Source organism: Catellatospora coxensis, from assembly GCF_016862635.1.
Lineage (GTDB): Bacteria > Actinomycetota > Actinomycetes > Mycobacteriales > Micromonosporaceae > Catellatospora > Catellatospora coxensis.
This window is the reverse complement of record NZ_BONI01000062.1, coordinates 1-22,490: the sequence shown is the minus strand read 5'-3', so window position 1 is coordinate 22,490 and position 22,490 is coordinate 1. Positions and strand designations below refer to the sequence as shown.

Annotated in this window: 19 protein-coding genes and 1 pseudogene; 17 read left to right on the top strand and 3 right to left on the bottom strand. The window is 69.5% G+C overall.

Annotated features, from left to right (window positions below; translation table 11 throughout):
• Positions 1 to 138: 138 nt before the first annotated feature.
• Positions 139 to 267, bottom strand: coding sequence for an LPXTG cell wall anchor domain-containing protein (locus Cco03nite_RS29845; protein ID WP_203696101.1), 129 nt, complete (start codon positions 265 to 267; stop codon positions 139 to 141).
• Between the two features lie 245 nt (positions 268 to 512).
• Between Cco03nite_RS29845 and Cco03nite_RS29840 the strand changes: the two genes are divergently transcribed.
• From Cco03nite_RS29840 to Cco03nite_RS29760, 17 genes and pseudogenes are all read left to right on the top strand, one after another.
• Positions 513 to 1,781 (top strand): geranylgeranyl reductase family protein, encoded by a 1,269-nt coding sequence (locus tag Cco03nite_RS29840; protein WP_203696099.1) that lies wholly within the window; start codon positions 513 to 515, stop codon positions 1,779 to 1,781.
• A gap of 78 nt (positions 1,782 to 1,859) precedes the next feature.
• Entirely contained in the window at positions 1,860 to 2,228 is a 369-nt protein-coding gene (locus tag Cco03nite_RS29835; protein ID WP_203696097.1) for an NADH-quinone oxidoreductase subunit A, read from the top strand.
• Position 2,229: 1 nt separating this feature from the next.
• Positions 2,230 to 2,886 carry a NuoB/complex I 20 kDa subunit family protein gene (locus Cco03nite_RS29830; protein ID WP_203696096.1) on the top strand — a complete coding sequence of 219 codons (657 nt, stop codon included), beginning with the start codon at positions 2,230 to 2,232 and terminating at the stop codon, positions 2,884 to 2,886.
• Positions 2,859 to 3,521 (top strand): NADH-quinone oxidoreductase subunit C, encoded by a 663-nt coding sequence (locus Cco03nite_RS29825; protein WP_239167769.1) that lies wholly within the window; start codon positions 2,859 to 2,861, stop codon positions 3,519 to 3,521. Before Cco03nite_RS29830 ends, Cco03nite_RS29825 begins: the two co-directional genes overlap by 28 nt.
• A gap of 55 nt (positions 3,522 to 3,576) precedes the next feature.
• Positions 3,577 to 4,896: an NADH-quinone oxidoreductase subunit D gene (locus Cco03nite_RS29820; protein WP_203696092.1), complete on the top strand. Its 1,320-nt coding sequence runs from the start codon at positions 3,577 to 3,579 to the stop codon at positions 4,894 to 4,896.
• Positions 4,897 to 4,913: 17 nt separating this feature from the next.
• Positions 4,914 to 5,585 (top strand): annotated as a pseudogene (gene nuoE, locus Cco03nite_RS29815) (NADH-quinone oxidoreductase subunit NuoE); the annotation flags it as partial.
• 26 nt (positions 5,586 to 5,611) lie between these two features.
• Positions 5,612 to 6,928 carry an NADH-quinone oxidoreductase subunit NuoF gene (gene nuoF, locus Cco03nite_RS29810; protein WP_203696090.1) on the top strand — a complete coding sequence of 439 codons (1,317 nt, stop codon included), beginning with the start codon at positions 5,612 to 5,614 and terminating at the stop codon, positions 6,926 to 6,928.
• Between the two features lie 2 nt (positions 6,929 to 6,930).
• Positions 6,931 to 9,399, top strand: a complete 2,469-nt coding sequence (locus Cco03nite_RS29805) for an NADH-quinone oxidoreductase subunit G (RefSeq protein ID WP_203696088.1) — start codon at positions 6,931 to 6,933, stop codon at positions 9,397 to 9,399.
• Positions 9,396 to 10,775, top strand: a complete 1,380-nt coding sequence (nuoH, locus tag Cco03nite_RS29800) for an NADH-quinone oxidoreductase subunit NuoH (RefSeq protein WP_203696086.1) — start codon at positions 9,396 to 9,398, stop codon at positions 10,773 to 10,775. Before Cco03nite_RS29805 ends, nuoH begins: the two co-directional genes overlap by 4 nt.
• A gap of 10 nt (positions 10,776 to 10,785) precedes the next feature.
• Positions 10,786 to 11,313, top strand: a complete 528-nt coding sequence (gene nuoI / locus Cco03nite_RS29795) for an NADH-quinone oxidoreductase subunit NuoI (protein WP_373314360.1) — start codon at positions 10,786 to 10,788, stop codon at positions 11,311 to 11,313.
• The gene (locus Cco03nite_RS29790; protein WP_203696174.1) at positions 11,313 to 12,086 is read left to right on the top strand and encodes an NADH-quinone oxidoreductase subunit J; all 774 of its coding nucleotides are present in this window, start codon (positions 11,313 to 11,315) and stop codon (positions 12,084 to 12,086) included. Before nuoI ends, Cco03nite_RS29790 begins: the two co-directional genes overlap by 1 nt.
• Before the next feature lie 4 nt (positions 12,087 to 12,090).
• Positions 12,091 to 12,390 carry an NADH-quinone oxidoreductase subunit NuoK gene (gene nuoK, locus Cco03nite_RS29785; protein WP_203696082.1) on the top strand — a complete coding sequence of 100 codons (300 nt, stop codon included), beginning with the start codon at positions 12,091 to 12,093 and terminating at the stop codon, positions 12,388 to 12,390.
• 22 nt (positions 12,391 to 12,412) lie between these two features.
• Entirely contained in the window at positions 12,413 to 14,395 is a 1,983-nt protein-coding gene (gene nuoL / locus Cco03nite_RS29780; protein ID WP_203696172.1) for an NADH-quinone oxidoreductase subunit L, read from the top strand.
• A 2-nt stretch (positions 14,396 to 14,397) separates the two neighbouring features.
• Positions 14,398 to 15,939 carry an NADH-quinone oxidoreductase subunit M gene (locus Cco03nite_RS29775; protein ID WP_203696080.1) on the top strand — a complete coding sequence of 514 codons (1,542 nt, stop codon included), beginning with the start codon at positions 14,398 to 14,400 and terminating at the stop codon, positions 15,937 to 15,939.
• A 2-nt stretch (positions 15,940 to 15,941) separates the two neighbouring features.
• Positions 15,942 to 17,495 carry an NADH-quinone oxidoreductase subunit NuoN gene (nuoN, locus tag Cco03nite_RS29770; RefSeq protein ID WP_203696078.1) on the top strand — a complete coding sequence of 518 codons (1,554 nt, stop codon included), beginning with the start codon at positions 15,942 to 15,944 and terminating at the stop codon, positions 17,493 to 17,495.
• Positions 17,496 to 17,568: 73 nt separating this feature from the next.
• Complete coding sequence (locus Cco03nite_RS29765; protein ID WP_203696076.1) at positions 17,569 to 18,609, top strand: polyprenyl synthetase family protein; 1,041 nt, start codon at positions 17,569 to 17,571, stop codon at positions 18,607 to 18,609.
• 264 nt (positions 18,610 to 18,873) lie between these two features.
• Complete coding sequence (locus Cco03nite_RS29760; protein WP_373314358.1) at positions 18,874 to 19,683, top strand: IclR family transcriptional regulator; 810 nt, start codon at positions 18,874 to 18,876, stop codon at positions 19,681 to 19,683.
• A gap of 68 nt (positions 19,684 to 19,751) precedes the next feature.
• Here the strand turns inward: Cco03nite_RS29760 and Cco03nite_RS29755 are convergent, their stop codons facing one another.
• Positions 19,752 to 20,135 (bottom strand): VOC family protein, encoded by a 384-nt coding sequence (locus Cco03nite_RS29755; RefSeq protein ID WP_203696072.1) that lies wholly within the window; start codon positions 20,133 to 20,135, stop codon positions 19,752 to 19,754.
• Positions 20,136 to 20,203: 68 nt separating this feature from the next.
• Complete coding sequence (locus Cco03nite_RS29750) at positions 20,204 to 22,339, bottom strand: PhoX family protein (protein WP_203696070.1); 2,136 nt, start codon at positions 22,337 to 22,339, stop codon at positions 20,204 to 20,206.
• Positions 22,340 to 22,490 lie beyond the last annotated feature (151 nt).

Here is a 22,490-nt window from a genome sequence, read left to right as displayed (position 1 = left end):
GAACTTCGCCGTCAGCTTGCCGGATCGCGGTGACCGGGGACTGTCCGCGAGCGGCGACCGGCCATCAAGATCTGTTTTTGTGGACGCCTGTGGTTGTCATAGCGACGTCCAGCGTCCACAGAAACAGATCTTGGACCGTCAGGCACGGCGGCGGCCGATCGGCACCAGGATCGCGCCGGCCAGCATGATCGCGGCGCCGGTGCCGGCCACCGTGTAGATCTTGGTGCCGGTCAGCGGCAGCTCACCTGCGGCGGGCGTGCTGCTCATGGGGGACGCCGAGGTCGTCGCGGTGCCCATGGCCGTCGTGAGAGGCCATCAAACAGGGGTATCGGTGAATGTCTCGACGACCTCGGGCGGACAAATCGGAAACGACGCTCCGCGTGCCACAGATCTTTACTTAGGTTCACCTAACCACTACGGGTCGCGGGTGCAGTTCTAGACTGCTCGCCGGACTTGCTTGTGAAGACTTTCACGAGCCCCGAACGAGCGTTAAGGCCGAGGTGGAGGTGAGCATGACACCGACCGATGTCGATGCGGATGTGATCGTCGTTGGAGCCGGTCCGGGTGGCTCCGCTGCTGCCTATCACCTTGCCAAGCACGGTGCGAAGGTGCTGCTGCTGGAGAAGACCGAGTTCCCCCGGGAGAAGGTCTGCGGTGACGGACTGACCCCGCGCGCGGTCAAGCAGCTGATCGACATGGGCGTCGACGTGAGCCCCGAAGCCGGCTGGCTGCACAACAAGGGCCTGCGGGTCATCGGCGGCGGCGTGCGGCTGGAGCTGGACTGGCCCGACCTGGCCAGCTTCCCCGACTTCGGCCTCGTGCGCACCCGCATGGACTTCGACGACATGCTCGCCAAGCGCGCCGTCGCCGCGGGCGCCGACCTGCGCACCGGCCACAACGTCACCGGCCCGGTGCTGGACACCGACGGCCGCGTGGTCGGCGTCGAGGTGCGCACCCCAGACGGTGACCGGACGCTGCGCTCCCACCTGGTGGTGGCCGCCGACGGCGTGTCCGGCCGGTTCGCGCTCGCGCTGGGCATGGCCAAGCGCGAGGACCGCCCGATGGGCGTCGCGGTGCGCCGCTACTACCACAGCCCGGTCAAGGCGAACGACGACTACCTGGAGTCCTGGCTCGAACTGCGCAGCCGGGAGGCGGGCGCGGCGCAGCTGCCGGGTTACGGCTGGATCTTCGGGCTCGGCGACGGCCGGGTGAACGTGGGCCTGGGCGTGCTGAACTCGTCGAAGGCCTACCAGGCGACGAACTACCGCACCATGCTCACCGACTGGATCGGCAGCACGCCCGAGGAGTGGGGCCTGACGGAGGAGAACGCCGACGGCAAGATCCTCGGCGCGGCCCTGCCGATGGGGTTCAACCGCACGCCCCACTACACGCGGGGCATGATGCTGGTGGGCGACTCGGGCGGCATGGTCAACCCCTTCAACGGCGAGGGCATCGCGTACGCGATGGAGTCCGGCCAGCTGGCCGCGGAGGTCCTGATCCAGGCCCTGGCGCGCCCGGCGGGCCCGGCGCGGGAGCTGGCGCTGCAGGCGTACCCGAGCGAGTTGAAGCGCCGGTTCGGTGGTTATTACCGAATCGGCGGGATCTTCGTGAAGCTGATCGGCAATCCGCAGATCATGAAGGTGGCTACGAAGCACGGGATGCCGCACCCGACGCTGATGCGGTTCGTGCTCAAGCTGTTGGCGAACCTCACCGATCCGCGGGGTGGCGACTCCATGGACCGGATCATCAATGCCATGTCCCGCGTGGCACCCGCGGTGTAGCGGGCCGCGGGGCGAGGATCATATCCGAGCTGCAAGCAGGCGAAACACTCATCAACCGGGAAGAAAGGACGTAGGCAGGTGTCGCTCTCCGCGTACGTGCCCATCGTTGGGCTCTTCGCGCTGGCCGCGGCCTTCGGGCTTTTCTCGGTCACGGCCGCGCCCTTCATCGGACCCCGCCGCTTCAACAAGGCGAAGCTCGACGCCTACGAGTGCGGCATCGAGCCGACCCCTCAGCCGGTCGGCGGCGGACGCTTCCCGATCAAGTTCTACTTGACCGCGATGCTCTTCATCGTCTTCGACATCGAGATCATCTTCCTCTACCCCTGGGCCGTCAGCTTCGACGCGTTCCAGGGGTGGTTCGTCTTCGTCGAGATGCTTCTGTTCATCGGCACGGTGTTCGTCGCGTACGCCTACGTGTGGCGTCGCGGCGGCCTGGATTGGGACTGACATGGGACTCGAAGAGAAGCTCCCCTCCGGGGTGCTGCTCACCACCGTCCAGGGGCTCGTCAACTGGACCCGTAAGGCCAGCTTCTGGCCGGCCACCTTCGGCCTGGCCTGCTGCGCCATCGAGATGATGGCCACCGGTGCGGCCCGGTTCGACTCGGGCCGCTTCGGCATGGAGGTCTTCCGGGCGTCGCCCCGCCAGGCCGACCTGATGATCGTGGCCGGCCGGGTCAGCCAGAAGATGGCCCCGGTGCTGCGCCAGATCTACGACCAGATGCCCGACCCCAAGTGGGTGCTGTCGATGGGCGTCTGCGCCTCGTCGGGCGGCATGTTCAACAACTACGCGATCGTGCAGGGTGTGGACCACATCGTGCCCGTCGACATGTACCTGCCGGGCTGCCCGCCGCGGCCGGAGATGCTGCTCGACGCGATCCTCAAGCTGCACGACAAGATCCTCGCCGAGCCGCTGGGCGCCGGCGGCCGCAAGATGCTGGCCGCCAAGGAGGCGCGCGAGGGCAAGCCCGTGGTCGCCCCGGGTGCGATGCCGTCGAGCTACCGCTACAACAAGGCGCTGCGCGCCGAGTGGGAGCAGGCCGCGGCCGAGGGCCGCGAGGAGCAGCTGCGGATCACGAAGTGGATGGAGCGGGGGAACCACCGGTGACCACACAGGGTGAAGGACTGTTTGGGGTCACCGGCAGTGGTGACACCTCCGGCTTCGGCGGCCTGGTCCGTAAGCGGCCGGTGCAGCTGGACGCGCAGCGGCCGTACGGCGGCTGGTACGACGAGGTCGTGGACGCGCTGGAGGAGGCCTACCCGGGCTTCTCCGACGCGATCGAGCGCGTCGTCATCGACCGCGGTGAGCTGACCCTGCACATCGTCCCGGCGAAGATCGCCGAGGTGTGCCAGATCCTGCGCGACGACATGTCGCTGCGGTACGAGCTGTGCTCGTCGGTGTCCGGCGTGGACTACATCGCCGAGGAGCGCCGCCTGCACGTGGTGTACCACCTCACCTCGATGACCTACCGCCGCCGCATCCGCCTGGAGTGCGCGGTCACCGCGGCCGACCCGCACCTGCCCAGCGTCACCGCGGTCTACCCGACCGCGGACTGGCAGGAGCGCGAGACCTACGACATGTTCGGCGTGATCTTCGACGGCCACCCGAACCTGACCCGCATCCTCATGCCGGACGACTGGGACGGTTTCCCGCAGCGCAAGGACTACCCGCTGGGTGGCGTGCCGGTCGAGTACAAGGGCGCCGAGATCCCGCCGCCCGACAGCCGGAGGGCGTACCGGTGAGCGCGAGGAACGAAGCGAAGCGGAGTCCCGCAAGCGCCACCTTCAGGAGGCACCGATGAGCAACGCTGGTTACGCGCAGGAGCGCGAGACGACCGAGGGCAAGGTCTTCACGGTCACCGGCGGCGACTGGGACTCGATCGTCTCGGGCGTCGACCCGCTGCACGACGAGCGCATCGTCGTCAACATGGGTCCCCAGCACCCGTCCACGCACGGCGTGCTGCGCCTGGTGCTGGAGATGGAGGGCGAGACCGTCACCGAGGCCCGCCTCGTCGTCGGCTACCTGCACACGGGCATCGAGAAGAACATGGAGTACCGCACCTGGACGCAGGGCTCCACGTTCGTGACCCGCATGGACTACCTCGCCCCGATCTTCAACGAGACGGCGTACAGCCTCGCGGTGGAGAAGTTGCTGGGCATCGAGGTCACCGAGCGCGCCAACACCATCCGCGTGCTGATGATGGAGCTCAACCGGATCTCCTCCCACCTGGTGTGGCTGGCGACCACCGGTATGGAGCTCGGCGCGCTGTCGATGATGATCTACGGCTTCCGCGAGCGTGAGTTCATCCTCGACATCTTCGAGATGATCACCGGTCTGCGGATGAACATGGCCTACGTGCGCCCGGGCGGCGTCGCGCAGGACGTGCCGGACACCGCGATCACGAAGATCCGCGAGTTCCTCGACTTCATGCCCAAGCGCATCAAGGAGTACGAGGACCTGCTGTCCGGCCAGCCGATCTGGACCGCGCGCACCAAGGGCGTCGCGGTGCTGGACGTCACCGGCTGCGTGGCGCTCGGCGTCACCGGCCCGGTGCTGCGCAGCTCCGGCCTGGGCTGGGACCTGCGCAAGACCATGCCGTACTGCGGTTACGAGACGTACGACTTCGACGTGCCGACCCAGCCCGAGGGTGACGTGTTCGCGCGTTACCTGGTCCGGATCGCCGAGATGCGCGAATCTCTGAAGATCATCGAGCAGGCGCTGGACCGGCTCAAGCCCGGCCCGATCATGGTCGAGGACCGGAAGATCGCGTGGCCCGCGCAGCTCGCGCTCGGCAACGACGGCCTGGGCAACTCGCTGGAGCACGTGGCGCACATCATGGGCCAGTCCATGGAGTCCCTGATCCACCACTTCAAGCTGGTCACCGAGGGCTTCCGGGTCCCGGCCGGCCAGGTGTACGTGCCGATCGAGGGCCCCCGCGGCGAGCTGGGCGCGCACGTGATCTCGGATGGGGGCACCCGGCCGTTCCGGGTGCACATGCGGGAGCCGAGCTTCGTGAACCTGCAGGCAATTCCGGCCATGGCCGAGGGCGGCCTGCTGGCGGACGTGATCGCGGGTGGAGCCAGCCTCGACCCGGTGATGGGTGGGTGTGACCGATGACAGCGCCGCAGCAGTCGGTGGACGTGTTCGACGAGAAGACCCGGGAGCTGGCGCGCGAGATCATCGCGCGCTTCCCGGAGGGCAAGGAGCGCTCGGCACTGCTGCCGATGCTGCACCTGGTCCAGTCGGTCGAGGGGTACGTCTCCCCGGCCGGTGTGTCGTTCTGCGCCGAGCAGCTCAACCTGACCAAGGCCCAGGTCGGCGCGGTCGCCACCTTCTACACCATGTACAAGCGCCGCCCGACCGGCGAGTACCTGGTCAGCGTCTGCACCAACACCCTGTGCAACGTGCTCGGCGGGCAGGAGGTCTACGACACCCTGTCGGAGACCCTGGGCGTCGGCCACGACGAGACCACCGAGGACGGCAAGATCACGCTGGAGCACGCCGAGTGCCTCGCCGCGTGCGACTACGGCCCGGTGCTCACCGTCAACTACGACTTCTTCGACAACGTGACCCCGGAGAGCGCGCTCGACGTCGTCGGCAAGCTCAAGGCCGGGCAGCGGCCGATGCCGACCCGCGGCGCGCGCCTGTGCTCGTTGAAGGAGACGGCGTTGCAGCTGGCGGGCTTCGCCGACGAGCGCGAGGGCGCGGTCGCCGACGGCCCGGCGGGCGACTCGACGCTGCGCGGCGTGCGCCTGGCGCAGCAGCACGGGATCAGCCCGGCCGGTTTCGACATCAACACGCCCATCCCGACTCCCTCGAAGGAGGCGGCGAAGTGAGCACTCCAAGTGCCGCCACCCTGGCCAAGCTCACCCCGGTCCTCACCAAGCGCTGGCTGTCCCCCGACGCCTGGCGCCTCGACGTGTACGAGCGCCTGGACGGCTACGCCGCCCTGCGCAAGGCCCTGGCCGTGCACCCGGACGACCTGATCGCCCTGATCAAGGACTCCGGCCTGCGCGGCCGCGGCGGCGCGGGCTTCCCGACCGGGCTCAAGTGGGGCTTCATCCCGCAGAACGACGGCAAGCCGCACTACCTGGTCGTCAACGCCGACGAGGGCGAGCCGGGCACCTGCAAGGACCTGCCGCTGATGTCGCACGACCCGCACTCGCTGGTCGAGGGCGTCATCATCGCGTCGTACGCGATCCGCGCCAACCGCGCCTACATCTACATCCGCGGCGAGGCGGTGCAGGCCGCGCGGCGGCTGCGCCACGCGGTGCAGGAGGCCTACAAGGCCGGCTACCTCGGCAAGAACATCCTGGGCAGCGGGTACGACCTCGACCTGGTGGTGCACTCCGGCGCGGGCGCCTACATCTGCGGCGAGGAGACGGCGCTGCTGGACTCGCTGGAGGGCTTCCGCGGCCAGCCGCGCCTGCGCCCGCCGTTCCCGGCGACGCACGGCCTCTACGCCAGCCCCACCGTCGTCAACAACGTGGGCACCATTGCCAGCGTGCCGTACATCGTGCTGGGCGGGGCCGCCTGGTGGAAGACGATGGGCACGGAGAAGTCGTCCGGTCCGATGATCTACTCGCTGTCCGGCCGGGTGAAGAACCCGGGCCAGTACGAGTGCTCGATGGGCATCACGCTGCGCGAGCTGATCGAGCTGGCCGGCGGCATGCAGGACGGCCACCAGCTGCGGTTCTGGACCCCCGGTGGTTCGTCGACGCCGCTGCTCACCGGTGACCACATCGACACCGCGATGGACTTCGAGTCGGTCGCCGCGGCGGGCTCGATCCTGGGCACCACGGCCGTCCAGCTCTTCAGCGACCAGGACTGCCCGGTCTACGCGACCTACCGGTGGCTGGAGTTCTACCACCACGAGTCGTGCGGCAAGTGCACCCCGTGCCGCGAGGGCAACTACTGGATGGTGCGGGTCTACCGGCGCATCCTCTCCGGCGAGGGCACGCTCGAGGACCTGGACACCCTGCTGGACACCGCTGCCAACATCCTGGGCCGCTCCTTCTGCGGTCTCGGCGACGGCGCGACCAGCCCGGTGACCTCCTCCCTGCAGTACTTCAAGCAGGACTACCTGGACTACATCGAGGGTCGCAAGGCGCCGAAGCTCAGCGCCCACGCCCTGGCAGGAGCGCACTGACAATGAGCCAGGAAGTACAGAAGCACACCGACACCGTCACGCTCACCATCGACGGCATCGAGGTGACCGCGCCCAAGGGCGAGCTGGTCATCCGTACCGCCGAGCGGCTGGGCATCGACATCCCGCGGTTCTGCGACCACCCGCTGCTGGCCCCGGCCGGTGCCTGCCGCCAGTGCCTGGTGGACGTGGAGGGCCAGCGCAAGCCGGTCGCCTCGTGCACCCAGACGGTGGCCGACGGCATGGTGGTGCGCACGCAGCTGACCTCCGAGGTCGCCCGCAAGGCGCAGGAGGGTGTGATGGAGCTGCTGCTCATCAACCACCCGCTGGACTGCCCCATGTGCGACAAGGGCGGCGAGTGCCCGCTGCAGAACCAGGCGATGCAGGTCGGCCGGCCGGAGTCGCGCTTCCGCGAGGAGAAGCGCGAGTACGAGAAGCCGATCAACATCTCCGCGCAGGTGCTGCTGGACCGCGAGCGCTGCGTGCTCTGCCAGCGCTGCACCCGGTTCTCCGAGGAGATCGCGGGCGACAAGTTCATCGACCTGATGGACCGCTCGTCGGCCGAGCAGATCGGCATCTACCGCGACGCGAGCTTCGGCCACCCGCGCGACCACGGCACGATCGACGAGCTGGCGTACGACCAGGAGGACCCGGAGCCGGGCGACGTCCCGTTCAACTCCTACTTCTCCGGCAACACGATCCAGATCTGCCCGGTCGGCGCGCTCACCAGCGAGCAGTACCGCTTCCGCGCCCGGCCGTTCGACCTGGTGTCCTCGCCGAGCAAGTGCGAGCACTGCGCCTCGGGCTGCGACATGCGCACCGACCACCGCCGCGGCAAGGTGCTGCGCCGGATGGCCGGTGACGACCCGCAGGTCAACGAGGAGTGGAACTGCGACAAGGGCCGGTGGGGCTTCCGCTACGCCACCGCCTTCGACCGGCTCACCACCCCGCTGGTGCGCGACGCCGAGAGCGGCGAGCTGCGCGAGGCCTCCTGGACCGAGGCGCTGTCCGTCGCGGCCGAGGGCCTGCGGGCCGCCCGGGACGGCGCGTACGGCGTCGGCGTGCTGACCGGCGGCCGGCTGACCGTCGAGGACGCGTACGCGTACGCGAAGTTCAGCCGCATCGCGCTGGGCAGCAACGACATCGACTTCCGGGCCCGCCCGCTGTCCGCCGAGGAGGCCGAGTTCCTGGCCTCGTCGGTCGTCGGCGAGCAGTCGGTCACCTACACCGACCTGGAGCAGGCCAAGCACGTGGTGCTGGTCGGCTTCGAGCCGGAGGAGGAGAGCCCGATCGTCCTGCTCCGCCTGCGCAAGGCGGCGGCCAAGGGCAAGCTCAAGGTCACCTCGGTGGCCCCGTTCCTGACCCGCGGCGCGGAGAAGGCCGGCGCGACGCTGGCCGAGTGCGTGCCCGGCCAGGAGCCGGCGGTGCTGTCCGGCCTGGAGCTGGAGCCGGGCACGATCGTGCTGGTCGGCGAGCGCCTGGCCGTGGTCCGCGGCGGCTTCTCCGCGGCGGCGAGCCTGGCCGCGCGTACCGGCGCGAAGCTGGCCTGGGTGCCGCGGCGCGCGGGTGACCGCGGCGCGGTCGACGCGGGCTGCCTGCCCACGCTGCTGCCCGGTGGCCGCTCGGTCGCCGACGCGGCCGCGCGGGCCGAGCTGTCGGCGGCCTGGGGCGTCGCGGCGGGCGTGATCCCGAGCCAGACCGGCCGGGACACCGACGCGATCCTGGCCGCGGCCGCCTCCGGCAAGCTGGGCGCGCTGGTCGTGGCGGGTGTCGACCCGGCCGACCTGAGCGACCCGAAGGCCGCCGAGGAGGCGCTGGACAAGGTCGGCTTCCTGGTCTCGCTGGAGCTGCGGATGAGCGCCGTGTCGCGGCGCGCGAACGTGGTGTTCCCGGTGGCCGCGCCGGCCGAGAAGGCCGGCTCGTACGTGAACTGGGAAGGCCGCCTGCGCACCTACGAGCAGGCGCTGGAGACCCCGAACACCGGTGCGAAGCTGACCGACGCCCGGGTGCTCGACGCCCTGGCCGCCCGCCTGGGCGTCACGCTGGGCACCGGCGACGTGCTGGCGGTGCGCCGCGAGCTGGGCAGCCTGCCCGCGACGGGCCAGCAGCGCCCGGCCGCGCCGGCCGAGGTGGGCGCGGCCGCGCCCGCGCTGAAGCAGAACGAGGCGATCCTGGCCAGCTGGGCGCAGCTGATCGACCTGGGCAGCCTCACCGACGGCGACGAGGTGCTGGCCGGCACCGCCCGCCCGCCGGTGGTGCGCCTGTCGAAGGCCCGCGCCACCGCGCTGGGTGTCGCCGACGGCGACCCGGTGACCGTCGGGACCGCGCGGGGTGCGATCACCCTGCCGGCCGCGATCACCGAGATCGCCGATGACGTCGTCTGGGTGCCGACCAACTCCCCGGGTTCCACGCTGCGCCGCACGCTCGGCGCGAACCCGGGCGCGGTCGTGACCGTGAGCGGAGGAAGCAAATGATCCTCGCCCCCGTCGGGTTCCTCGCCGAGGACCCCGCGACCGGCGATCCGACGCTGGTCGACTTCGGGCATGACCCGTGGTGGATCGTCCTCATCAAGGTGGTCGGCGTCTTCGTCTTCCTCGTGGTGATGACCCTGTTCACCATCTGGTACGAGCGCCGCGTGGTGGCCCGGATGCAGGTGCGTCCCGGCCCCAACCGGCACGGTCCCTTCGGTCTGCTGCAGTCGCTGGCCGACGGTCTGAAGCTGGCGTTCAAGGAAGACATCATGCCGCTGAAGGCGGACAAGGTGGTCTTCTTCATCGCGCCGGTGATCTCCACGGTCTGCGCGTTCACCGCGTTCTCGATCATGCCGTTCGGCCCGTTCGTGTCGATGTTCGGCACGCGCACGCCGCTGCAGCTGACCGACATCCCGGTGGCGGTGCTGCTGGTGCTGGCCTGCTCGGGCATGGGCATCTACGGCATCGTGCTGGGCGGCTGGGCGTCGGGCTCGACGTACCCGCTGCTCGGCGGCCTGCGCTCCAGCGCCCAGCTGATCTCGTACGAGGTCGCGATGGGCCTGTCGTTCGTGGCCGTCTTCATGACCGCGGGCACGATGAGCACCTCGGAGATCGTCAACGCGCAGGCCCAGGGCTCCCCGGTGAACCTGTTCGGCTTCGAGTTCACCGCGCCGAGCTGGTTCTTCCTGCTGCTGCTGCCGAGCTTCATCATCTACTCGATCTCGGCGGTCGGCGAGACCAACCGGGCCCCGTTCGACCTTCCCGAGGCCGAGTCGGAGCTGGTCGGCGGCTTCCACACCGAGTACTCGTCGCTGAAGTTCGCGCTGTTCTTCCTGGCCGAGTACATCAACATGGTGACCGTCTCCGGCCTGTGCGCCACCCTCTTCCTGGGCGGCTGGCGCGCGCCGACGTCGTTCGAGGGCTTCTGGCCGGGCATCAACTCCGGCTGGTGGCCGCTGCTGTGGTTCACCATCAAGGTGCTGCTGCTGCTGTTCGTCTTCATCTGGCTGCGGGGCACGCTGCCCCGGCTGCGCTACGACCAGTTCATGCGCTTCGGCTGGAAGGTCCTCATCCCGGTCAACCTGGTGTGGATCCTCACCCTGGCCGGCATCAAGACGCTGCAGAAGTCGTCCTCGATGAGCCAGTTCGACAAGCTCTTCGCCGCCGGCATCGTGGTCGGCGTGATCCTGCTGCTGGCGCTGCTGTGGCCGCAGAAGAAGGAGGAGCCGGTCCTGCCCGTCGAGGAGCAGGTGGCCCGGCGCCCCGAGGGCAGCTTCCCGCTGCCGCCGATGGACCTGCAGGTGCCGGTGAGCCCGCGCGCCAAGCGGCTGACCGCCGAGCGCGAGACCGTGCCCGCGACTACCGAAGAGGAGGTGTGACGTGGGTTCGATGACGGATGCCGTCAAGGGCTTCGGCGTGACGTTCTCTCACATGTTCAAGAAGACCGTCACCACGCAGTACCCGGAGAAGCCGGACCCGACGGCCCCGCGTTACCACGGCCGGCACATCCTCAACCGCTACCCGGACGGCCTGGAGAAGTGCATCGGCTGCGAGCTGTGCGCGTGGGCCTGCCCGGCGGACGCGATCTTCGTCGAGGGCGGCGACAACACCGACGAGGAGCGTTTCTCGCCCGGTGAGCGGTACGCGGCCAACTACCAGATCAACTACGCCCGGTGCATCTTCTGCGGTCTGTGCATCGAGGCCTGCCCGACCCGCTCGCTCACCATGAGCAACGAGTACGAGCTGGCCCGCGACAACCGGCAGGACCTGATCTTCACGAAGGAGCAGCTGCTCGCGCCGCTGCTGCCCGGCATGGAGCAGCCACCGCACCCGATGCGGCTGGGCGACACCGAGAAGGACTACTACCTGGGCGCCCCGGCGAACCCGGGTACGTCGGCGGGAGCTGAGACCCGATGATGCTTTCGACTCAGGTGCTCGCCGCGGCGGCCGAGGTGTCCGGCGGGGAGAAGTGGACCTTCTTCCTGCTGGCCCCGCTCGCGGTCATCGGCGCGCTGGGGATGGTGATCGCGCGCAACGCGGTGCACTCCGCGCTGTGGCTGGTGCTGACCATGCTCAGCCTGGGCGTCTTCTACATCGTGCAGGCCGGTCCGTTCATCGGCATGGTGCAGATCATCGTCTACACCGGCGCGATCATGATGCTCTTCCTGTTCGTGCTGATGCTGGTCGGCCGCGACGCGTCCGACTCGGTGATCGAGACGCTGCGCGGCCAGAAGGTCGTCGCGATCCTGCTCGGCCTGGGCCTGGCGGGCCTGCTCGGCCTCGGCGTGTTCCAGGCCACCCGGGACATGCCGGTGGCCGGCCTGGACAAGGCCAACGTGCACGGCAACGTGCAGGGCATCGCCGGGCTGCTGTTCGGCCCGTACGTCTGGGTCTTCGAGGTCACCTCGGCGCTGCTCATCACCGCGGCGGTCGGCGCGATGCTGCTGGCCCACCGCGAGCGCGAAAAGGGCGAGCGGGTCGGCCAGGTCGCGCAGATGAAGGCGCGCTTCGAGCCGGGCAACTACCCCGGCCCCAAGCCGGGCCCTGGTGTCTTCGCGAACTCCACCTCGGTGGCCACCCCGGCGAAGCTGCCGGACGGCACCCCCGCCGAGCGGAGCATCTCGCCGATCCTGCCGACGCGCGAGCTGACCTCGGCCGAGATCGCCAACAAGCACACCGAGGGGAAGTGACCCGATGACCCCCATGTACTACATCGTGCTGTCGGCCGTGCTGTTCAGCATCGGCGCCGTCGGCGTGCTGATCCGGCGCAACGCCATCGTGCTGTTCATGTGCATCGAGCTGATGCTCAACGCCTCGAACCTGGCACTGGTCACCTTCGCCCGGATGAACGGGACCCTGGACGGCCAGATCATGGCCTTCTTCTCGATGGTGGTCGCGGCAGCGGAGGTCGTCGTCGGTCTGGCCATCATCATGTCGATCTTCCGCACGCGACGCTCGGCGAGCGTCGACGACGCGAACCTGCTGAAGTACTGAGGCGGAGATGCAACCAACTCTGATGCTCGCCGAGGCGGCACAGGCTAGCGCTGGCGACGCCTCCGCTGCACTGCAGGCAGCGGTCGCTTACGCGCCCGCGACCGGAATCCTTTCGTACATGTGGCTGCTGATCGCCGTTCCGGCGGTCAGCGCCCTGATCCTGCTGACGACCGGCCGCTGGGCCGACAAGTGGGGCCACTGGCTCGGCTGCGCCGCGGTGCTGTTCTCGTTCGTGCTCGGCGCGGCGATGTTCTTCGAGCTGCGCGACCTGCCCAACCGGGCGGTGCAGCTCGACCTGTACAGCTTCATCCCGGTCGGCTCGCTGCAGGTGGACTTCGGTTTCCTGTTCGACCCGCTGACCGCCTGCTTCGTGCTGCTGATCACGGGTGTGGGTTTCCTGATCCACCTGTACGCGACCGGCTACATGGCCCACGACGAGGGCCGTCGCCGCTTCTTCGGGTACTTCAACCTGTTCATCGCGGCGATGCTGCTGCTGGTGCTCGGCAACAACTACGTGATGCTCTACTTCGGCTGGGAAGGCGTGGGTCTCGCGTCCTACCTGCTGATCTCCTTCTGGTACGGCCGGCCGTCCGCGGCCACCGCCGGCAAGAAGGCGTTCATCATGAACCGCGTCGGTGACGCGGGTCTGGTGCTCGGCATCTTCGTCATGTTCGCCCAGCTCGGCTCGGTCAACTACGACGTGGTGTTCAGCAACGCCGGCCTGCTGCCCAGCACGACGATCCTGGTGCTCGGCCTGCTGCTGCTGCTCGGCGCGTGCGGCAAGTCCGGCCAGTTCCCGCTGCAGGCGTGGTTGCCCGACGCGATGGAGGGCCCGACCCCGGTCTCGGCCCTGATCCACGCCGCGACGATGGTGACCGCCGGTGTCTACCTGATCGCCCGCTCCAACCCGATCTTCTCGGCGAACCTGACGCTGCAGACGGTCGTGGTCAGCGTCGGCGCGCTCACCCTGCTGCTGGGCTGCATCATCGGCTCGGCCAAGGACGACATCAAGCGCGTGCTCGCCTGGTCGACCGTGTCGCAGATCGGCTACATGTTCCTCGGCGTCGGGCTGGGCGGCGGCGCGTACGCGCTGGCCATCATCCACCTGCTGGCGCACGGCTTCTTCAAGGCCAACATGTTCCTCGGCGCCGGTTCGGTCATGCACGGCATGAACGACCAGGTGGACATCCGCCGCTTCGGCGGGCTGTGGAAGTACATGAAGATCACCTGGCTCACCTTCATGATGGGCTGGCTGGCGATCATCGGCATCCCGCCGCTGAGCGGCTTCTTCACCAAGGAGCCGATCATCGTGGCCGCCTTCGCGCGGCCCGGCTGGACCGGCTGGCTCTACGGCTTCGCGGCGCTGATCGGCGCGGGCCTGACCGCGTTCTACATGACCCGCCTGTTCATCCTGACCTTCCACGGGCCGAAGCGGTGGACCACCGCCAAGGAAGGCTCGGTCGACCAGCACCCGCACGAGTCCCCGTGGGTGATGACGATCCCGCTGATCCTGCTGGCGCTCGGCTCGATCTTCGCCGGCTGGCTGATGGCCTCCCCGGTCGCGGAGTGGCTCACCCCCGTGCTGGGCCCGCCGGTCGAGGAGCACCCGACGACGCTGTCCCACACCACCATCACCGTCCTCAGCCTGGCGCTGACGGTGGCGGGTGCGGGTCTGGCGTACGCGCTGTTCAACAAGGGCACGGCGCTGGAGCCGCAGCCGGCCGGCGCGCTGGTCACCGCCGCCCGCAACAACCTCTACACCGACGCCTTCAACGAGGCCGTGTTCGAGAAGCCGGGCAAGTGGTTCACCCGGGCACTGGTCTTCGTCGACAACAAGGGCGTGGACGGGCTCGTCAACGGGCTCGCGGCGCTGGTCGGCGGGGGCTCGGGCAGGCTGCGGCGGCTCCAGACCGGTTTCGTGCGGTCGTACGCGCTCTCGATGCTTCTCGGCGGGGTGCTGGTGCTCGGCGCCTTCGCCGCGGTGCAGCTCGGCTGGATGGGATAACGATGAAATACCTGTCAATCCTGACCCTCGCGCCGCTGATCGGCGCGCTGACGGTCGCGTTCGTCCCGCGGGCCAAGCCGGAGCTGGCCAAGCGGCTGGCGCTGATCTGGTCGATCGTGGTGCTGGCGGTGGGCGTGGCGACCTGGGTCGCCTACAAGCCCGGCGGCCCGCGCCTGCAGCTGCAGGAGTCCTACACCTGGATCCCGGCGTGGGGCGCGAAGTTCAGCTTCGCCGTCGACGGCATCGCCCTGGTGATGATCGCGCTGATCGCGCTGCTGGTGCCGCTGGTGATCCTGGCCAGCTGGCACGACGCGGAGAAGAGCAAGCGCAGCGTCCCGGCGTACTTCGCCCTGCTGCTGGCGCTCGAAGGCACCATGATCGGCACCTTCACCTCCGCCGACGTGCTGCTGTTCTACCTCTTCTTCGAGGTCATGCTGGTGCCGATGTACTTCATCATCGGCTCGTTCGGCACCGACGTGCCGGCCAAGCAGCGCCAGTACGCCGCGGTGAAGTTCTTCCTCTACTCGCTGGTCGGCGGCCTGCTCATGCTGGCCGCGGTCATCGGCATGTGGGTGTACGGCGGCCACACCTTCGACTGGCAGACGCTGACCAACGTCGAGTTCACCACCACCGTGCAGCGGTGGCTGTTCCTCGGCTTCTTCATCGCGTTCGCCATCAAGGCGCCGTTCTTCCCGTTCCACACCTGGCTGCCCGACGCCGGCGGGGCGGCTCCGGCCGGCGCCGCGGCGCTGCTGGTCGGCGTGATGGACAAGGTCGGCACGTTCGGCATCCTGCGCTACTGCCTCCCGCTGTTCCCGGAGGCGTCGCGCTGGTTCGCGCCGTGGGCGATCGGCCTGTCGGTGATCGGCATCATCTACGCGGCGCTGGTGGCGATCGGCCAGAAGGACCTCAAGCGCCTGGTCAGCTACACCTCGATCGCGCACTTCGGCTTCATCGGCGTCGGCATCTTCGCCTTCACCTACCAGGCCGGCTCCGGCGCGGTGCTGTACATGGTCAACCACGGTCTCGCCACCGGCCTGCTGTTCCTGGTCGTGGGCATGTTCGTGGCGCGCCGCGGCAGCACGCTGGTGACCGACTTCGGCGGCGCGGGCAAGCTGCTGCCGCTGCTGGCGGGCATCTTCTTCATCGCGGGCATGGCCTCGCTGGCGCTGCCGGGCCTGGCCCCGTTCGTCAGCGAGTTCCTGGTGCTCATCGGGACGTTCACGGTGAACAAGCCGGTGGCGGTCATCGCGACGATCGGCATCATCCTCGCCGCGGCGTACGTGCTGTGGATGATCCAGCGCACCACGCAGGGCAACACCAACCCCGCACTGCTCGACCTCGCGCCGATGAAGCGCGACCTGTCGCTGCGTGAGGGCATCGTGGTGGCCCCGCTGATCGTGCTGCTGATCGTGCTGGGCTTCTACCCGAAGCCGGTGCTCGATGTGATCAATCCGGCGGTGCAGGCCACGCTGACCGACGTGGTCACCCCGGAGCGGGCCGACCCGGCGCCCGCCACCTCCACTGTGGAAGCAGGAAAGTGACCATGGGCGAAGATTTTTCCGTCAACCTGCCGGACCTGAACTACGCCGCCCTGGCGCCGATGCTGATCCTGTTCGGCGCGGCGTGCCTCGGGGTGCTCGTCGAGGCGTTCGTGCCGCGCCGGGCGCGCAACGCCGTGCAGCTGGTGCTGGGCCTGCTGGCCCTGGTCGCCGCGCTGGTCGCCGTGCTGCTGCACGCGCCGGACGTGACCGACTCCAACGCGCTGACCGGGGCGCTGTCGCTCTCGATCGACCAGGCCGGCCTGTTCCTGCAGGGCGCGATCCTGGTGCTGGCGATCGTCTCGCTGCTGCTGTTCGGTGAGCGCACGCTGGAGAACGGCGGCCCGTTCGTGGCCCAGGCCGCGATCACCGTCGGTTCGGAACTCGACCGCCGGCAGGCGGCCAAGGAGTCGGGCGCGACCGAGGTCTACCCGCTGGCCATCTTCGCTGTCGGCGGCATGATGCTCTTCGTGACCTCGAACAACCTGCTGGTCATGTTCGTGGCGCTGGAGGTCTTCTCGCTCCCGCTGTACCTGCTCTGCGCGCTCGCCCGGCGCAAGCGGCTGCTGTCGCAGGAGGCCGCGCTCAAGTACTTCCTGCTCGGCGCGTACGCCTCGGCGTTCTTCCTGTTCGGCCTCGCGATGATCTACGGCTTCGCCGGCGCGGTCGACTTCCGGACGATCCACGCCTCAGTGACCGGCTCGACGAACAGCCCGATCCTGCTGTTCATCGGCCTCGCGATGCTGTCCATCGGCCTGCTGTTCAAGGCCGCCGCGGCACCGTTCCACGTCTGGACGCCCGACGTCTACCAGGGCGCGCCGACCGCGGTCACCGCGTTCATGGCCGCCTGCACCAAGGTCGCCGCGTTCGGCGCGCTGGCCCGGGTGCTCTACGTCGGCTTCGACGGGCTCGGCTGGGAGTTCACGCCGGTGCTCGGCGTCATCGCGGTGCTGACCATGCTGATCGGCGCGATCCTCGCGGTCACCCAGACGGACCTCAAGCGCCTGCTGGCCTACTCGTCCATCGCCAACGCCGGCTACCTGCTGGTCGGTGTGCTGGGCGGCGGCAAGCAGGGCCTGAGCAGCATGCTGTTCTACCTCGTGGCGTACGGCTTCCTCGTGATCGCGGCCTTCGCGATGCTCACGCTGGTCCGCGACGCCGACGGGGAGGCCACGCACCTGGCCCGCTGGGCGGGCCTGGGCAGGCGGTCCCCGCTGTTCGCCGGAGTCTTCACCTTCCTGCTGCTGGGCTTCGCGGGTATCCCGCTGACCAGCGGTTTCGTGGCGAAGTTCGCGGTGTTCGGCGCGGGCATCAACGGCGACCAGACCTGGCTGGTGCTCTTCGGCGTGCTGAGCAGCATCATCCTCGCCTTCCCGTACCTGCGGGTCGTCGTCATGATGTGGCTGAGCGAGCCCGGTGAGACGACCCCGAGCGTCTCCATCCCGGGCATGCTGACCTCGACCGCGCTGATGATCGGCGTGCTGGTCACGCTGGTGCTGGGCGTCTGGCCGAGTCCGCTGCTCGACCTGACGACCGACGTGTCCAACTTCATCCGGTAGGTAGGCGTAAATCCGAGGCTCCCCCCACGACCCGTCCACTGGGTATGGGGGGAGCTTCGATCATGTGAGAGCCATGTGGCATCGTGAGGACGTGGTGAGCAGCGTGAACGGTCGTACTGCCCGGAGCACCGGTGTCCGGTTCGAGGACCCTGCCCTGGAAGCCTCGGTGATGGCGCACCTGGCGTCGGTGGAGGACCGCCTGCGCGAGTGCGTCGAGTCCGCGGACCCCTTCGTCAGCGAAGCCGCCAAGCACCTGATGGAGGCCGGCGGTAAGCGGTTCCGGCCGATGCTGGTCGCGGTCTGCGCGCACTTCGGCGACCCCGCCGCGCCCGAACTCGTGGACGCGTCGACGGTGCTGGAGCTGACCCACGTCGCCACGCTCTACCACGACGACGTCATGGACGAGGCGCTGGTGCGCCGCGGCACGCCCAGCGCCAACGCTCGCTGGGGCAACTCGCTGGCCATCCTCGTCGGCGACTTCCTCTTCTCCCGCGCCGCGGAGCTGGCCGCGGGCCTCGGCCCCGACGCGGTGCGCATCCAGGCGCAGACGTTCGCGCAGCTGGTGCACGGCCAGATCGCCGAGACGGTGGGCCCGCGCGACGCCGACCCGGTCGAGCACCACCTCAAGGTGCTCGACGGCAAGACCGCGTCGCTGATGGCGACCTGCGGCACCTTCGGCGGCATGTTCTCCGGCGCGTCCCCGGCCGTCACCGCGGCCCTCACCACGTACTGCGAGACGCTGGGGCTGGCCTTCCAGCTCTCCGACGACCTGCTCGACATCTCCAGCGAGTCCACGGAGTCGGGCAAGACCCCCGGCACCGACCTGCGCGAGGGCGTGCCCACGCTGCCCGTGCTCTACGCGCTGGCCTCCGACGACAGCGACCCGGCCGCGGTGCGGCTGCGCCAGATCCTCGCCGACGGCCCGGTCACCGACGACGCGCTGCACGCCGAGGCCCTGGAGCTGCTGCGCGACAGCGTGGCGCTCAAGCGGGCCCGGGAGACCGTACGCGGCTACGCCGAGCAGGCCCGCGCCCAGCTGCAGGGGCTGCCCCGCAACGCGGCCCGCGACGCGCTGGAGTCCCTCTGCGACGTCATCGCCGACCGCATCAGCTGAGCTGCCGCACCCCGTTTTGTCATAGACGATGGCCTATGACATCGAGTTCGATCTACGACCACTCGATGTCATAGGCCATCGTCTATCAAGAGCGGGGGTGGCGATGCGCGGCCGGGGGAACTTTCCGGGGTCGCGGGACGGGTGAAGGTGCCGGTGGGTGACGGTCTCCGCTGTCCAGATTGGATCGAGGGATTTCGTTACGTCGGGCCTCTTCACGTCAGGCGTGCATTTGCATATCGTAGGTGCGACTGCATGGAGGTGACGGTGCGAGACTCAGCGGTTCCGCCATCGGACATGGTCAGCAGCGTGGCGCGAGCGCTGCGGGTGCTGGAGGTGGTGGGCGAGTCGCCCACCGGGCTGTCCCCCAAGCAGATCGCGCGCCGATGCGACATCACCATCGCCGCCGCGTACCGGATGCTGCGCACGCTCGCCCATCAGGGTTACGTGATGCGCCGCGCCGACGGGGCGTACACGCTGGGCCTCGCGGTCGCCGATCGCTTCCGCGAGCTGGTCAGCGCGATGCGCGGGCCCGCCGAGGTCGGCACGGTGCTGCGCCGCGCCAGCGCCGAGATCGGCTACAGCCACTACCTGGGCAGCTTCGTCGACGGCCGGATCGCGATCACCGCCGTGGCCGAGGGCTTCCGCTCGCCGCACGTCGAGGACCTGGTGCCCGGCTTCGACGAGGGCGCGCACGCGACCGCGCTGGGCAAGAACCTGCTGGCCACGCTCGACCAGGCGCAGCGCGAGCGCTACCTCAAGGAGCACGGCATGCGGGCCTTCACCCAGGCCACGCTGCGCTCGCACACGGCGCTCGACGCTGACATCGCGGCGGGTATGCGCCGCGGCATGCAGGTGGAGATCGGGCAGTTCCGCCCGGGGGTGGCCTGCGCGTCGGTGTCCGTGCAGACGGCCGGCGACCTGTCGCAGCGCTTCGTGGTCGCCTGCGCGCTGCCGGCGGTCGACCTGGTGAAGCAGGCGCCGATGATCCGGGAACGGCTGCACGCGACTGCCCGCACGCTTCAAGCGGCCCTCAACGCCCCGCTGACGGCCGCACACGGTGCGGCCGCGGCCTGACCCACTTCGGCGGTCCACAGCCCGGCAGTCGACCGGGAAGGCACCGCGACGGTGGCGCGTGTAGTGGGTCAGTCGGACAGGAAGAGGCAGAACGGGTGGCCGGCCGGGTCGAGGAAGACGCGGACGTCGTCCTGCGGCTGAAATCCGGCGAGCGTCGCGCCGGCGGCCACGGCGTGCGCCCCGGCGGTCGCCAGGTCGTCGACGGCGATGTCCAGGTGCACCATCATCTGCGGCTCGCCGGGGCCGGCCGGCCACACCGGGCGTGCGTACGCCGACTCGGTCTGGAACGACAGGCCCGGCCCGCCGCCGGGGCCGCGCAGTTTGACCCAGTCGGGTTCGTCCTGCTCCCGGGCCCAGCCGAGCAGCCGTTCGTAGAAGGCGGCCAGCGCCTGCGCGTCGGGCGAGTCCAGCACGATGCCGGACAGCTCCAGCCGGGGCATGCTCTCGGTCATGCCGGTCAGCCTAGACGCGAACGGCGCCCGCGGCCCGAAGGCCGCGAGCGCCGCTGGTAGGAGCAGGGTCAGCTGCCGACGGGGCGGCCGTCGAGCCGCCACACGCCGACGATGCCCGGCTTGGCGTAGTCGCCGTCGGGCCAGGTGCTGGCCGGCTTGTCCATGGACGCGCCGCTGATCTCGCCCGGGTGCTGCGGGGCGACGAACACCGTCCTGTTGTCCACGCTGATGAACGGGCCGCAGGCCTCGGCCCCGCGGGGCACGGTGAGGAACTGCTTGAGGTGGCCGGCCTCCGGGCCGCTCAGCGCGGTCGCGAACAGTCCGTCGTTGGACAGCAGCGCGTTGCCGTCCGTGGAGATCCACAGATTGCCCGCGCCGTCGAACGCCAGGTTGTCCGGGCAGGAGATCGGCGAGACCTTGGTCTTGTCGTACCCCATGAAGTAGGTCGACGGGTCCGCCGGGTCACCGCAGACGATCGGGACCGCCCAGGTGAACGTGGTGCCGGTGTGGTTGCCGCCGTCCTCGGTGATCTCGAAGATGTGCCCGTGCTTGTTGGCGTTGCGCGGGTTGGCCTCGTCGGCCGGCGCGTTGCGGCCGCCGGTGGTGCCGCGGGCCGTGTTGTTGGTCAGCGCGGCGTAGATCTTGCCGGTGACCGGGTTCGGCTCGACGTCCTCCGGGCGGTCCATCTTGGTCGGGTTGACCAGGTCGGCCGCGAGGCGGGTGTGCACCAGGATCTGCTCGACGGTCCAGCCCGGCACCATCGGCTTGTTGTCCTTGACCAGCGGGATCCAGACGCCGGTGCCGTTGAACGCGCCGTCGCTGGGCAGCTTGCCGGTGCCGTCGATCTCGGCGGCGCTGGTGTAGCCGAGCTGCGCCACGTACAGGTCGCCGGACTCCAGCAGGGACATGTTCTGCTTGCGGGCCCAGTACGAGTCGCCGCGGGTGAACTTCTTGTGCGACACGAACTTGTACATGTAGTCGTGCCGCTCGTCGTCGCCCATGTACGCCACGACGTGCCCGCTGCCGGCGACGATCACGTTCGCGCCCTCGTGCTTGAACCGGCCCAGCGCGGTGTGCTTGCGTGGGGTCGAGCCCGGGTCGAACGGGTCCACCTCGACGATCCAGCCGTGGCGGTTGATCTCGTTCGGGGTCACGGCCAGGTCGAACCGGGCGTCGACCCGGTCCCACTTGCGCGAGCCGCTCGGGTAGCGGGCCGTGGTGGAGACGCCGTACCGGGCCAGCGAGGCCTTGGCCTCCTCGGGCGCGCTGTCGCCGCCGACGAAGTACTGGTTCCAGTTCTCCTCGCCGGACAGCACCGTGCCCCACGGGGTCACGCCGCCGGCGCAGTTGTTGAACGTGCCGATGACCTTCTTGCCGGTCGGGTCGGCGGCGGTCTTCAGCAGCGCCGAGCCCGCGGCCGGGCCGGTCACCGCGAAGACCGTGGACAGGCCGGTGATGCGCCGGTTGTACGGCCGCCGCCCCTTGCCGGCCACGACCCACTGCCCGGTGCGCCCGACCCGCTCCAGCTCCACGACCGACATGCCGTGCGCGGCGATGGTGGCCTGGATCTGGTCGGTGGTGAGCCCGTCCAGGCCGGCGAACCCGGGGAACATCAGCTCCTCGTTGGTGTACTCGTGGTTGCAGACCAGCAGCGCGCGGTCGCCGTCGCGGCCCAGCGGCAGCACCGCGACGAAGTCGTTGTTGTAGCCGAACTGCTTCGACTGGGTGGCCGCGCTCTGCTTCGCCGGGTCGAAGTCCGCCGCGCCCGGCACGACCTCGTCACCCCAGCGGATGATCACGTTGTGGTCGTACCCGTTGGGCACCACCAGGTTGTCCAGCGTGTTCGGGGGGATCGGCGAGAACGTCAACGCGGTCGGCCTGCCCGTGCGGGTCAGCGCCTCCAGCGAGAACTCCTCGGCCGCGCCGGCCCCGCCCGCCTCGGCGAACGCCGGGGTCGCTGCGGTGGCGCCGGCTACCGCACCGGCGAAGCCGAGCGCGATCGCGCCGGCCGAGCCGGCCTTGAGCATGCCGCGCCGGGACACCTCGGCCTGCACGACGTCGCCGAAGTACTCGTTCGACGACGTGTTCGGGGCCGGGTGGTCACAGGCGTTGCCGCAGCGGTACAGGCAGGTCATGGACGACCGGCTGCCTCCGCTGTGGCCGTCCCCGCCGAGCAGGGGGAGCCGGCGGCGGGATTCGTTCATGGGAGTTGCCTCCATACGTCGGGTCGACAGGGTGTGCCGTCGTCCGGAACGTAGGTAGCCCGGGTGAGCCGCGCTCATCCCATGGATGAACCCCGCATGAACACCACCAGGCAGCCGCGCCGCAGCGCCCCGCCCCCGCGCCGCAACTCTT

What these genes read in the sequence shown, in the direction of transcription:
- Cco03nite_RS29845 (WP_203696101.1), bottom strand. Translation starts at nt 267, where the DNA reads ATGAGCAGCACGCCCGCCGCAGGTGAGCTGCCGCTGACCGGCACCAAG.
- Cco03nite_RS29840 (WP_203696099.1), top strand. Translation starts at nt 513, where the DNA reads ATGACACCGACCGATGTCGATGCGGATGTGATCGTCGTTGGAGCCGGT.
- Cco03nite_RS29830 (WP_203696096.1), top strand. Translation starts at nt 2,230, where the DNA reads ATGGGACTCGAAGAGAAGCTCCCCTCCGGGGTGCTGCTCACCACCGTC.
- Cco03nite_RS29820 (WP_203696092.1), top strand. Translation starts at nt 3,577, where the DNA reads ATGAGCAACGCTGGTTACGCGCAGGAGCGCGAGACGACCGAGGGCAAG.
- Cco03nite_RS29805 (WP_203696088.1), top strand. Translation starts at nt 6,931, where the DNA reads ATGAGCCAGGAAGTACAGAAGCACACCGACACCGTCACGCTCACCATC.
- nuoH (WP_203696086.1), top strand. Translation starts at nt 9,396, where the DNA reads ATGATCCTCGCCCCCGTCGGGTTCCTCGCCGAGGACCCCGCGACCGGC.
- nuoI (WP_373314360.1), top strand. Translation starts at nt 10,786, where the DNA reads ATGACGGATGCCGTCAAGGGCTTCGGCGTGACGTTCTCTCACATGTTC.
- Cco03nite_RS29790 (WP_203696174.1), top strand. Translation starts at nt 11,313, where the DNA reads ATGCTTTCGACTCAGGTGCTCGCCGCGGCGGCCGAGGTGTCCGGCGGG.
- nuoK (WP_203696082.1), top strand. Translation starts at nt 12,091, where the DNA reads ATGACCCCCATGTACTACATCGTGCTGTCGGCCGTGCTGTTCAGCATC.
- nuoL (WP_203696172.1), top strand. Translation starts at nt 12,413, where the DNA reads ATGCTCGCCGAGGCGGCACAGGCTAGCGCTGGCGACGCCTCCGCTGCA.
- Cco03nite_RS29775 (WP_203696080.1), top strand. Translation starts at nt 14,398, where the DNA reads ATGAAATACCTGTCAATCCTGACCCTCGCGCCGCTGATCGGCGCGCTG.
- nuoN (WP_203696078.1), top strand. Translation starts at nt 15,942, where the DNA reads ATGGGCGAAGATTTTTCCGTCAACCTGCCGGACCTGAACTACGCCGCC.
- Cco03nite_RS29765 (WP_203696076.1), top strand. Translation starts at nt 17,569, where the DNA reads ATGTGGCATCGTGAGGACGTGGTGAGCAGCGTGAACGGTCGTACTGCC.
- Cco03nite_RS29755 (WP_203696072.1), bottom strand. Translation starts at nt 20,135, where the DNA reads ATGACCGAGAGCATGCCCCGGCTGGAGCTGTCCGGCATCGTGCTGGAC.
- Cco03nite_RS29750 (WP_203696070.1), bottom strand. Translation starts at nt 22,339, where the DNA reads ATGAACGAATCCCGCCGCCGGCTCCCCCTGCTCGGCGGGGACGGCCAC.